Raw genomic sequence first — 12,370 nt, forward strand, 5'->3', positions numbered from 1 at the left:
ACAAGAATAAACTTTCAAATCTTTTCTATCATATACATCATTTAACTTGATTGAGTTCTTTTGTTAAACGTAAATCTTCTTCTGCTTTTGGTCTTATAAAACGCCCTAAAAAAAGATAAACAACCGGTGTGACATAAAGCGTAAAAATAGTTGCTAAACCTAAGCCACCAACGATAACCCAACCTAAGTCTATACGAGCTTCTGCGCCAGCACCTTTGGCCAAAACCAAAGGAATACCTCCTAAAATGGCACAAATCATTGTCATACAAACTGGACGAAGGCGAATGTTTGCTGCTTCTTCTACGGCTTCACGCACGCTTCTTCCCTGATCGCGTAATTGATCTGCAAATTCAACAATGAGAATACCATTTTTTGCCATAACACCAATTAACAAAATTAATCCAATTTGGCTGTAAATATTAAGACTTACACCACTTAATAGCATAGCAATTACAGCACAACCAATCCCTAATGGGACAGTGGCCATAATAATGAATCCTGAAATAAAGCTTTCAAACTGAGCAGCCAAAATCAATAAAATAATCAAAAAGGCAATGCCAAAAACAATCATAAAATTGGAAGATGTTTCATTAAGCGTTTCGGCTTCCCCTAAGGGAACCAAATAGGTTCCTTTTGATAACAAAGGAGAAGCAATTTTCTGTACAGTTTGGTAAGCTTCCCCTAAAGCGATATCTGGAGCAAGATTTGCGCTTAAAATAACAGCACTCATGCGTTTTTCCCGTTTTAATTGAGGAGCAATAGCTTTTTCATGTAAACGCGCAATAACCGATAAAGGAACATATCGATTGTCTTTGGTTTTTAAAAAAATATTTTCTAAATCGCTAGGACTCTTCATAGAATTTGTACGCGATATCAATTTAACATCGTAAGAATGATCATCCACGTTAATGGAACCAATCTTTTTACCATCCAACATTGTTTGTAATGTATCGCCCAAATTGGTGATATCAATCCCTAAATCGGAGGCTTTTTTTCGATTGATTTCAATAAAAAATTGCGGTTGTGTTGCATCAACAGTAAGGCGTGGGCGAATAAAACGCGGATCATCTTGTAAAGCACTTACCAGCTTATCAGCAATGGGTTGTAATATTGCATAATCATTGCCAAGAATTGCAAATTGCAACCCTTGCCCAGTTCCGCTCACACCTAGAGAATTTCCCTGCGCAGCAAACACAAAAACTGCGGGAAACTGTTTAACCTTTGCATTAATATCTTTCACGATTTCTTGCTGACTCCGTAAACGTTTATCCCAAGATGAAAGCAATAAAATCAAAAAAGCAGTATTGGGTGAACCGCCAGCACCCGCAATAGAGTAACTGTTAGCAATCTCCCCTGCATCACGTAATGGCTGTAGACTTGCTTCAATTTGCTCTATTTGCTCGTTCAAATATTGTGTTGAAATACCTTGTGGTCCATTAATAACCAAAAAGATCACAGCTCTGTCTTCTGCTGGCGTTAATTCCTGTTGTAGCTTCGTATAGCCTCCAACACAAAGACCCGCAAAAATAAGTGAAGCAAAAACAACAGCCCAAGGTTTTTCTAAACACTTATGCAAACTGTAAGTATATGCCTTATGAAAAAAAGTACCTAATTTATATAAAAAAGCAAAATGATGGGACTTTTCCTCTTTTTCCTCAATATGTTCTTTGAGAAAACGCGAAGCCAACATTGGACAAAGCGTTAAGGCAACAACTGAAGAAAGCAAAATAGAAATTGCCAAAACAAAACCAAATTCTCTAAAAAGACCTCCAACTTGCCCAGGAAGAAAGGAAATAGGAACAAACACAGCCACTAATGTCAATGTTGTTGCTAAAACAGCAAAAAACACTTCACGTGTTCCTATCACCGCTGCTGCTCTGGAACCTAATCCCATATTGCGCCACCGAACAATATTCTCAAGAACAACAATGGCATCATCCACAACAAGCCCTGTTGCTAAAACAAGTCCTAAAAATGTGAGAATATTCAATGAAAACCCTACAAGATAAATAGCCGCAATGGTACCAATCAAAGCGACAGGAAGAGATAAAGCAGGTATCAGCGTTACACGAATGTCTCTGAGAAAAAGAAAAATGACCAAGATAACGCTCAAAATAGCAATGACCAACGCAACTTCAACCTCATGAAGAGCGCTTTTAATAAAAATTGCATCGTCATTAATAACGTCTATATTTACAGAAGAAGGAACAATACTTTTGAGATTATCAACAACGGCTCTCACACCTTCAGAAATATTAAGAGTGTTGGATTGTGCTTTACGCACGATACCTAATCCAATACCTGTCTTTCCATTGATACGAAGAATAACTGTTTCTATATCCGGCGATAAAGTAACATGCGCAACATCACCAAGATGCACATGAGGCTTTAAAACAACTTGTTCAAAAGATTCTGGTGTTGTTAAACGTGCAGTAGCACGTACAACTAAAGTTTGCTTAGAATTGCGTAATGACCCTACTGGCACATCTGTTGTCATATCAGCAAGAACACGTGAAATATCTGCTACAGTTAATCCATAACTTGCAAGTTTTGCTTGATCTATATCAATCTGAAAAATCTTTGTGCGAGCACTATCGACCTGTACATCACCAACACCATCAACAGCAGAAATAGCATCAACAATCTGATCGTTTACAATCGTGGTTAAATCATCAACACTCATTGTTGGTGACGTCACAACCAAATACATCATGGCAGCAGCATTCGAATCTGCTTTAATAATCAAAGGCGAATCCGCATCTTTCGGTAAAGAATAGGTAACACGAGAGAGAGCATCACGAATATCAGATGCTGCAACATTCAAATCAACACCGACATTAAAGTTAATCTTCACACGGGAGCGTCCAAAAGAAGACGTTGAAGAAATCGTCTTAACACCTGAAACACGAGAAACAGCATCTTCTATAACTTTTGTAACTTCACGATCAATTGTTTCTGCCGATGCACCAGAAAACATCGTCACAATCGTTGTTACAGGAGTATCAACATCGGGTAATTCTCTTACATCAACATTTAACCATGCTGCAAATCCTGCAATGATGATCATAGCATTTAAAACAAAAGTAAAAACCGGTCTGCGAATAAATAAGGTAATGAGACCACCTTGCTCCACCTTTGACGTAGGCTGTTTTGTGCTCAATTCTTGGCTCATTGTATATCCGTTCCATAACCTACTGATAATTGCTGTTGATGAGACTTTGGATCATCAATAGTTACTTTACTTCCTGGATAAAGCATTTGCACCCCTTGAATGACAACTTGATCACCATTTTCTAGGGGAGCTTTCACGAAAACATGATCGGCTTTATGCTGAATAATTGTTACGGGAATAGACTCTACTTTTCCTTCTCTCACACGCCAAACGAATGACCCTTTACTATTCCATTGAACTGCAAGAGGATTAACGACAGGAAAAGAACCACCATGAAACTGCAAGGAAACAGAAAAGGACATACCAGACATGAGCGTATCTTTTTCATTATTGATTTCAACCTGAACATGAAGTGTGCGACTTTCTGGATCAACGATATTATCAATCGCATAAATATGACCAACAAAAGATCTATCTGGCTGCGCGATTAACGTTGCCGTTACCTCATCTCCTTTATGGATGCGCGACACATATCGTTCAGGGGCCCATATATCGACCAAAATACGTTCTCTATTCTCAATACGGCCTATTACAGTATTAAGGGTCACGTTATTCCCCGCATCAACGGGCAAAATACCAACAACTCCAGGAATCGGTGCTCGAATTGTTCGCCGATCGAGATCTAATTCAGCATTACGCAAAACTAAATTTGCGTTATCCAACTCTAAGCGTGCTGTAATTTCTTGAACTTCCGTTGCTGTATTGCTGGCACGTAACTTAAGAATACGCGAAAGCGTTAACGCATTATTATCACGTTGTACTTTTGCTTTTGCAGCCGCTATTTCCTCTTTTTTAGAATCAAGCTTTGCAATCACATCATCAGCTTGTACTTTTGTACCCGCTGATACAAAAAGCTTATCAATAACACCTGAGGATAAAGGGGTAAGCTCGACTTCTGCAAGAGCTTTTCCACTCCCAAGAACGTTAAGTTGTTCATAAAGATCTTGAACTTTTACAAGATCAACGACAACATTTACCGGTGGCCTTCCCATTTTTTCATTTGAAGCTTTATCCGATACTCTTGTTTTATCCACCATAGAAATGGGTTGGTCTGCACTCTTTTTTCCAGCCCAATAAGTAACCGTTAAAACAACGATTAAAAACACTAATGGAAAGCTCTTTTTTAATAACGCCATACATCCGCCCTTGCTGTGTCATGTTCATCTGAAATAGTTTTCAACAGTAATATCGGCGTTTTACACAAAAACCCAACAGCGGGTGTATATATCTTACCCCCACCGCAAAAAACACATCTCATCTCTGCTTGACTATCTTTCATAGATTAAAACGTCAAGTTAACTATCGTTCATATTGCTTTGTATAGTCATGACAAAAAAATGTTCATATTAAAACCAACTGAAGCAATAATATATTATATCCTTTTTTAAAATATATCATAAAAAAGAGAGATTTTTTTTATGACGACTCAAGTTTCACTTGCATTTCTTTAATGAAACGATTAGGAACCCTTTGTCTTAGACAATGTAAAAAATTGAAATGTATGCACCCGTAGCTCAGCTGGATAGAGCACCAGACTACGAATCTGGGGGTCAGGAGTTCGAATCTCTTCGGGTGCGCCATCTATCAATATCTTACTTATAAAGTCAGACTTTTTAAATTCTTTATTTTGTGATTTATTTTTACCTATCTTTGTATTTTGTTATTTCATTCTGTTGTGAGTCGTTTCTTTAGCCATTTTGCTAGAATAAGATGTTACGAGTCCTTCAATTCAGCTCTAAGTTGCTTTTATTAGCTTATAATCGTAGCGATTGCATGAGTAGCGTATGTTGTTGTTTTCTTTTTTCAATCTATGCGCTTGTTTTTGGTCTCTTCCGGATTATACTCTCTACTCAGTTAGGTAATTTTTTACGTGCTTATTTCTAATTGTTCCATAACTGGATGTTTCTGGATATTTTATTCCTAGCAGTCCCATCTTAAGAGGGACTTCAGATGTGTCGCCATAAATTCCGGTTTACCACCATGTGAAACTTTTTCAGTGTGTTGTTAGAAAGAATAAATAAACTACTTCTCAAACGTACTACTATGAAACACTTATGGTATCCATTAATGTCATCAGCATTTGTTGCAAACCAAAGCTTCTTTTCGCAATATTTTTAATTGAATTAAACGTATTTTTACTGCTTAAAAGCAAAAAGATTCTTTTTCCTAAAAAACAATAAAACTCTTCTTGTGCTTCTTTAGCATTATCTCTTGCATGGCATATCATCGATTTCTATGATATCTTAATATTTTTCTGTTCTCTATGAATTTTAATCCATGGGTACAGATTTCAAACATTAATAAAAGCTGAATTTAAAGAATTTTTCCATGCCTAAAACTGATATTGAAATTGCTCGCACTGCTAAAAAGCAACATATTATTGAAATTGCACAAAAAATTGGTATCTCACATGAAAATCTCATTCCCTATGGCCATGATAAAGCTAAAATTTCTTCTGAATACATAAAATCGCTTAATAAAAATCCAGATGGTAAACTTATCCTTGTCACAGCTATCAATCCCACACCTGCCGGAGAAGGCAAAACAACAACAACAGTTGGACTAAGTGATGCTCTTAATCTTATTGGTAAAAAAACAATAGCTACCTTGAGAGAACCATCTTTAGGTCCCTGTTTTGGTGTAAAAGGCGGTGCTGCTGGTGGTGGTTATGCGCAAGTCATTCCAATGGATGACCTTAATTTACATTTTACCGGTGATTTTCATGCTATTACAGCTGCTCATAATCTTCTTGCCGCAATGATAGATAATCATCTTTATTGGGGAAATACTCTAAACATTGATCCACGTCGCATTGTTTGGAAACGCGTTCTTGATATGAATGATCGTGCATTGCGCGATATTGTCATTTCATTGGGGGGCATAACAAATGGTTTTCCACGCCAAACAGGTTTTGATATTACTGTTGCATCAGAAATTATGGCGCTTCTTTGTCTCTCTGAAAATTTAGAAAACCTTACACAAAGACTCAAGAAAATTATTGTTGCTTATCGTTATGATAAAACGCCCATCACCGTTGCTGATCTTAATGCAGAAGGTGCAATGGCAGTTCTTCTAAAAGATGCTATACAACCCAATCTCGTACAGACAATTGAAAATAACCCTGTTCTCGTTCATGGAGGACCTTTTGCTAATATTGCTCATGGTTGCAATTCGGTTATAGCAACAAAAACTGCTTTAAAACTTGCTGATTATGTTGTCACAGAAGCAGGGTTTGGAGCAGATCTTGGAGCAGAAAAGTTCTTCAATATCAAATGTAGGCAAGCAGGTATTGTACCAAATGCTACAGTGATCGTCGCAACTATTCGTGCATTAAAAATGAATGGTGGTCTGGATAAAAATAACCTGACAGAAGAAAATATCACCGCTTTAGAAAAAGGAGCAGCCAATCTTTTACGACACATAAAAAATATGAAGCACTACGGTATTCCTTGTGTTGTGGCTATCAATCATTTTGACAGCGATAGCGATGCTGAAATAAAAACATTACAAAAAATAGTTGCAACAACTGGACACAAAGCTATTATCTGTAAGCATTGGGAACAAGGTGGAAAAGGCGCTATAGAACTTGCACAAGAACTCGTTACCTTGATTGAAAAGCACGATTCTGATTTTAAAGTTCTCTATCAAGATGATATTCCCCTCGTTCAAAAAATTAATTGTATTATAACAAAGCTATACGGTGGACGTGGTGCCATTATCTCAGCCCCTATTCTCAAACAACTTGAAACTTGGGAAAAAGAAGGTTTTGGCGTCTACCCTATTTGTATGGCAAAAACACCTTATTCTTTTTCTTCTGATCCCAAGCAATACGGTGCTCCTGTTGATTTTGAAATTCCCATACGAGAAGTTCGTCTCTGTGCGGGAGCCGGTTTTATTGTTGTCATTTGTGGAGATGTTATGACCATGCCGGGACTACCCCATTATCCCACGGCTGAAAAAATTCATCTTGACGAAAATGATCAAATACAAGGACTTTCATAAGTTTATAATCATGAAATCTATCATTCATTATAAAAAGCATTTTATTACAAAAAAAATAGAATTTTTAAAAGCGATATAGACAAATGTCTTATTTATATGGTATAAGTTTCTGTCCTTTTGGATATGCCTTTAAAAGGACGTAGGTTTTCCTATTATTTGTGACACTGAAAAAAGCAGGATAAATAGTGCAAGTACTCGTTCGTGATAATAATGTTGATCAAGCGCTCCGCGCGTTGAAAAAAAAGATGCAGCGTGAAGGTATCTTCCGTGAAATGAAAATGCGTAGTTATTATGAGAAGCCATCTGAGAAGCGTGCTCGTGAAAAAGCTGAAGCTATTCGTCGTACACGCAAGCTTGCTCGTAAGCGTGCACAAAGAGAAGGTTTTGTTAGTAACGGACGAACTGTTGCGGTAAAGTAATATACTTTATGATATTATATAATTGCATAAGCAATAGATAGTAAGCTACTAGAAAATTTTATCTTCATAGGCAATTGCGATGAATTGCTTGGGTAGGTTTTTATGTACAATGTTATCTAATATGTTAGTTATTTGAAAATAATAAGGTTTCTATCATAGAGGTGGTTTTTATTTCACTCTTATATTTTAAAAATAGATAACAAACTACACTTGAGATATTTAAGCGACTTTTTCCTATGTAAATTGAGTGCGGGGTGTTTTATTATCACTTTTCGCTATAATTTTCTCCTTCTGGATATCTCTTACATCACTGCTTCTTATGTACAAATTTCATGATGAACTTCTTTTTTGTCATTAAATATTCTACATCTTTCGATCATCCTAGGTCTGATTACAAAACAAAAATAACTATCGCAATATGCGATTGTGTGTAAAATATAATATCAAATTCATAATCCTCTTTCCCTTCAGTTATGTAACGAAACGATATAATTCCATAACTTTTTATATCTCTCTAAAGGATGACGAATTTCAACCACTGCACTATAGATTCTTTTTTCTTGATAAATTTCTTCTATTCATCACTTATGTAATTACCCTCATCAGTGTATCGAATAAGCCTTTCTATTTCATTCAACTTTCTTCTATACTGAGTTAGAGAAAAAGAAAATTGACAATAAACAGAGAAAACACTGTATTTTAATATGGATGAATGTGCCTTTTATTACCATTTTTGATGGAAATGTTTTTAAAATTTAAATAACGAGTTAAAGTTTTTAACGCGGAGATTTATTATTATAAGTAATCGTTTTTCATATTAAGTAATAATTCTGAATAACGTAAAGTTTCTCAACACTTTCTCATATTGAATCAATCAAGATTATTTTCTTGTACATCATAAGCGGGATTCGTATGCAAATAGAATAAAAGCTATTTAAGAAAAAACAAAAATGCTTCTTATAAACACTATAAATAATAGGAACTGCATAACATTGAAAGCTGGTAAATAGAACGATGGAGCCAGCTTATCTACCATACGGATAAGCATTATCATGGCATAAGATTAGAGTGTAGAAAATTTTATAAATGAATTATCACGAAAAAGTGTCCTGTTAAAATTAGCCCTTCATATATCAATCTACTCTATAATGTTGCTCATATTTTTACGCTTAAATGTTTTATTTATCGTATTATTTTGTTCATTCAAAACTTCTTTTCAAGCCACACAATAATCCCTTTCTGAACAGCTCTTTGTTCATAGTATGCATACATGCACTTTTACTTTGAGAAACAAACTCAAAAAAGAGATGCAATACTTTAGCCCTAATTTCCTGTACAAAAACTGCCTATGGCTCCAATATACTTTACTGTTTTATCACGCTTACAGCTACATAAAAATCTAATGTTTATTTATATCTACCCCCTCATAAACAAGATAAGCACTAAGAAATACAAACCTTTTGTTTTCCTTATTTTGATATTTTTGTAGCAATTTTTTCATCGTTTAGATCTCTTTAACGAGCAATGTGTCATACTTTTTATCAGTTTCCAGTCTTATCTTTCAGATTTTAAATTTCCAATATATGACGAAATAAAGGAGTTCGGTGTGCAAAATTCTCGTTGGTTTCGCGTTTCAATACTCATATCATGTATCTTAATAGCAATAGTCATTGTATTGGGTTCATCTCATTTGTTGCATGCACAAACATTTAATCAAAATTTAGGGCCCAGTGGTTTACCACTTCCGCGATTTGCTTCGATTAAACCCACCAGCGTTAATGTACGCGTCGGACCAGGAAGCAACTATTCAATCATTTTCACCTACAAAAAGAAGGGCTTACCTATTGAAATCATTCAAGAATATGATCAATGGCGCAAAATTCGTGATGCAGAAGGCGATGAGGGATGGGTGTATCAATCGCTTTTATCGGGAAAGCGAACTGCTATAACTATTCCATGGCAAAAAGATAAAACAAAAAGGCTGATGCTACGAAAAAACCCCACCGACAACGCAGAACTTGTGGCGGAAGTAGAACCTAACGTCATTGGTAACATCCGCCAATGTGATGGACAATGGTGCGAACTAAACATTAATAATACGCGCGGATGGCTTCAGCAACCCCAGTTATGGGGAATCTATCCTGATGAAAAAGTAAAAGGTTGGTGAATACTCAAACTCAACAAGTTTAATTTTTATTCCTCATTGAATATCCTCACTGCCTATCACAAGATTGATTTTTTGGTTTCAATCGCACGATTAAATCAACATGTGAAATTTCCATACCTTCTGGTGGCTTAGGCAAATTTCTAATAATGGGAGCTTCTTCCAAATTATAAGGAATATCAAGAATACGATTTTCGCCTTCTATATAAAAATGGTAGTGATCAGAGGTATTGGTATCAAACCAAGTTTTTGAGCCTTCTACGGCAATAATCCGTAATAATCCCGCTTCCGTAAATTGATGAAGCGTATTATAAACCGTTGCTAAAGATACAGGTACACCTGCCCTCACCGCTTCCTCATAGAGCTCTTCAGCAGTAATATGACGATTTCCTTGAGAAAAAATCATATGTGCAAGTTCCAACCGCTGACGTGTTGGACGCAGACCATTTTGACGCAAATGTTTTTCTAACATAGAAATGGAATAATATTGCACAATTTTTCCACACTCTTTTGTGAACTGCTGCTCTTCATTCATATCTAAATTGTCTGCACTCACTGACATAATTACAAACCCAAATATATTCCTGCTAAATAAGATCAAAATACAAAAAAATGGGAATAGTATGGTGTAATCTTGTATTCCATTTTTAAATAATTACCTATGTAGAATACATAAAAAAAGGCTTTTGTCATTAAAAATGATATAAAATCATTTCCCTCTCTTTAAAATTTGCTCTAAAAGTAGGTTGGGAAAAGCGCAGAAATAAAGATATATGCAAATAAATGGAGTAACAATGGCTGAACAAAAGTCTCGCTACACATATGAAGAGCTTCTAAGCTGCGCTCGCGGCGAAATGTTTGGTAGAGGTAATGCGCAATTGCCAGCACCGCCAATGTTAATGATTCATCGAATCACTCAAATTAGTGAAACTGATGGTAAATACGATAAAGGAATGGTTCGCGCCGAATTTGACATTACACCAGACATGTGGTTCTTTAATTGTCACTTTATAGGCGATCCCGTCATGCCAGGATGTCTCGGACTGGATGGTATGTGGCAATTAACAGGTTTTTTTCTTGGTTGGCTAGGCGAACCAGGCAAAGGAAGAGCAATATCAACAGGTGAAGTAAAGTTATCAGGGATGGTAACTCCACAAACCAAAATTCTTGAATATGAAATAGATTTTAAGCGTATTCGACGTGGAAATTTAGTCTTAGGAATAGCTGATGGGTGGCTAAAAGCAGATGGAGAGACTATTTATAAGGCGAACGATTTACGCGTTGCTTTATTCAAAGAAGATTGAACGTTATTTCCGTCAGAAAGAACTTTTCACTATTCTGTATGGAACGAGGAGGTATGAATGCGTCGAGTTGTTGTAACCGGAATGGGAATTGTCTCCGCAATTGGAAATAATCCTAGAGCTGTTTTAACCAGTTTACGTGAAGCAAAATCCGGAATTTCTTACGCACCTCAATATGCTGAATTAGGCTTTCGTAGCAGAGTTTATGGCAAGCCCGATATTAATATAGAAGAACTCGTAGATCGACGTGCTCTACGTTTTCATGGGCGTGGAACAGCATGGAATCACATCGCCATGGATCAAGCAATTGCTGATGCGGGTCTAGAACCGCATGAAGTATCGAACGAACACACGGGTATTATTATGGGTTCTGGAGGTGCTTCAACACATTCAATCGTAGAAGCTGCTGACATTACACGCCAAAAAGGTCCAAAACGTGTTGGACCTTTTGTTGTCCCTAAAGCGATGAGTTCCACAGCATCTGCAACATTAGCAACTTTCTTTAAAATAAAGGGGATCAATTATTCAATCTCTTCAGCTTGTGCTACCTCCAATCATTGTATTGGTAATGCTTACGAAATGATACAATATGGTAAACAGAAGCGCATCTTTGCCGGTGGCTGCGAAGATTTGGATTGGACACTATCTGTTTTATTCGATGCCATGGGCGCTATGTCCAGCAGATATAATGACATTCCTCACAAAGCTTCACGTGCTTATGATGTTAATCGTGATGGTTTTGTCATTGCTGGAGGTGCTGGCGTTTTAGTCCTTGAAGATTTAGAACTTGCTAAAGCACGTGGTGCAAAAATCTACGGAGAAATCGTTGGATACGGTGCGACATCCGATGGACATGATATGGTTGCCCCATCAGGAGAGGGAGCAGAACGATGCATGCGCATGGCCCTTGCAACAGTCGATAATAAAATTGATTATATCAATCCCCATGCGACAGCAACTCCTGTTGGTGATCCTCCTGAGATAGAAGCTATCCGTCGTGTCTTTGGAGCAGGTGATCAATGCCCCCCCATTTCCGCTACCAAGTCTCTAACAGGACATTCCTTGGGAGCAGCAGGTGTTCACGAAGCAATCTATACATTGTTAATGATGAATCATAATTTTATTTGTGAAAGTGCCCATATTGAAGAACTTGATCCAGCTTTTGCTGATATGCCAATCGTTCGTGAACGACGTGATCATCAACAACTGAATACCGTATTGTCGAATACTTTTGGCTTTGGCGGTACCAATGCAACGCTTGTTTTCCAACGTTATGTATAAACAAAAGCTCTTAGTAATTGAAAAAAGTACG

8 protein-coding genes and 1 tRNA gene are annotated in these 12,370 nt (G+C 36.8%); 6 read left to right on the forward strand and 3 right to left on the reverse strand.

What is annotated here, in order from left to right:
* Positions 1–37: 37 nt before the first annotated feature.
* Both ACFIK4_RS05815 and ACFIK4_RS05820 read right to left on the reverse strand, forming a co-directional pair.
* The gene (locus ACFIK4_RS05815) at positions 38–3,172 is read right to left on the reverse strand and encodes an efflux RND transporter permease subunit (RefSeq protein WP_375675417.1); all 3,135 of its coding nucleotides are present in this window, start codon (positions 3,170–3,172) and stop codon (positions 38–40) included.
* Positions 3,169–4,308 carry an efflux RND transporter periplasmic adaptor subunit gene (locus ACFIK4_RS05820; RefSeq protein WP_375675419.1) on the reverse strand — a complete coding sequence of 380 codons (1,140 nt, stop codon included), beginning with the start codon at positions 4,306–4,308 and terminating at the stop codon, positions 3,169–3,171. Before ACFIK4_RS05820 ends, ACFIK4_RS05815 begins: the two co-directional genes overlap by 4 nt.
* A 367-nt stretch (positions 4,309–4,675) precedes the next feature.
* Between ACFIK4_RS05820 and ACFIK4_RS05825 the strand changes: the two genes are divergently transcribed.
* From ACFIK4_RS05825 to ACFIK4_RS05840, 4 genes are all read left to right on the forward strand, one after another.
* A tRNA-Arg gene (locus ACFIK4_RS05825) sits at positions 4,676–4,752 on the forward strand.
* A gap of 748 nt (positions 4,753–5,500) precedes the next feature.
* Positions 5,501–7,174 carry a formate--tetrahydrofolate ligase gene (locus ACFIK4_RS05830; RefSeq protein ID WP_375675421.1) on the forward strand — a complete coding sequence of 558 codons (1,674 nt, stop codon included), beginning with the start codon at positions 5,501–5,503 and terminating at the stop codon, positions 7,172–7,174.
* A gap of 185 nt (positions 7,175–7,359) precedes the next feature.
* Entirely contained in the window at positions 7,360–7,593 is a 234-nt protein-coding gene (rpsU, locus tag ACFIK4_RS05835; RefSeq protein WP_012754552.1) for a 30S ribosomal protein S21, read from the forward strand.
* 1,606 nt (positions 7,594–9,199) lie between these two features.
* Positions 9,200–9,760, forward strand: coding sequence for an SH3 domain-containing protein (locus ACFIK4_RS05840; RefSeq protein WP_375612838.1), 561 nt, complete (start codon positions 9,200–9,202; stop codon positions 9,758–9,760).
* Positions 9,761–9,806: 46 nt separating this feature from the next.
* Here ACFIK4_RS05840 and irrA read toward each other — a convergent pair whose 3' ends face one another.
* A complete protein-coding gene (gene irrA, locus ACFIK4_RS05845) occupies positions 9,807–10,319 on the reverse strand; it encodes an iron response transcriptional regulator IrrA (RefSeq protein ID WP_375612837.1) in 513 nt (170 codons plus the stop codon).
* A gap of 232 nt (positions 10,320–10,551) precedes the next feature.
* Here irrA and fabA point away from each other — a divergent pair, with 232 nt between their 5' ends.
* The gene (fabA, locus tag ACFIK4_RS05850; protein ID WP_273722474.1) at positions 10,552–11,061 is read left to right on the forward strand and encodes a 3-hydroxyacyl-[acyl-carrier-protein] dehydratase FabA; all 510 of its coding nucleotides are present in this window, start codon (positions 10,552–10,554) and stop codon (positions 11,059–11,061) included.
* 57 nt (positions 11,062–11,118) lie between these two features.
* Positions 11,119–12,339, forward strand: a complete 1,221-nt coding sequence (gene fabB, locus ACFIK4_RS05855; RefSeq protein ID WP_375638167.1) for a beta-ketoacyl-ACP synthase I — start codon at positions 11,119–11,121, stop codon at positions 12,337–12,339.
* Positions 12,340–12,370: the final 31 nt, after the last annotated feature.

Origin of the sequence: Bartonella sp. AP9QHHD (assembly GCF_042195625.1) — a bacterium.
In the GTDB taxonomy this organism is placed as follows: Bacteria; Pseudomonadota; Alphaproteobacteria; order Rhizobiales; family Rhizobiaceae; genus Bartonella.

Excerpts from the sequence above, each read along its gene's own strand:
- ACFIK4_RS05815 (WP_375675417.1), bottom strand. The coding sequence starts at position 3,172 with ATGAGCCAAGAATTGAGCACAAAACAGCCTACGTCAAAGGTGGAGCAA.
- fabB (WP_375638167.1), top strand. The coding sequence starts at position 11,119 with ATGCGTCGAGTTGTTGTAACCGGAATGGGAATTGTCTCCGCAATTGGA.
- fabA (WP_273722474.1), top strand. The coding sequence starts at position 10,552 with ATGGCTGAACAAAAGTCTCGCTACACATATGAAGAGCTTCTAAGCTGC.
- irrA (WP_375612837.1), bottom strand. The coding sequence starts at position 10,319 with ATGTCAGTGAGTGCAGACAATTTAGATATGAATGAAGAGCAGCAGTTC.
- ACFIK4_RS05820 (WP_375675419.1), bottom strand. The coding sequence starts at position 4,308 with ATGGCGTTATTAAAAAAGAGCTTTCCATTAGTGTTTTTAATCGTTGTT.
- ACFIK4_RS05830 (WP_375675421.1), top strand. The coding sequence starts at position 5,501 with ATGCCTAAAACTGATATTGAAATTGCTCGCACTGCTAAAAAGCAACAT.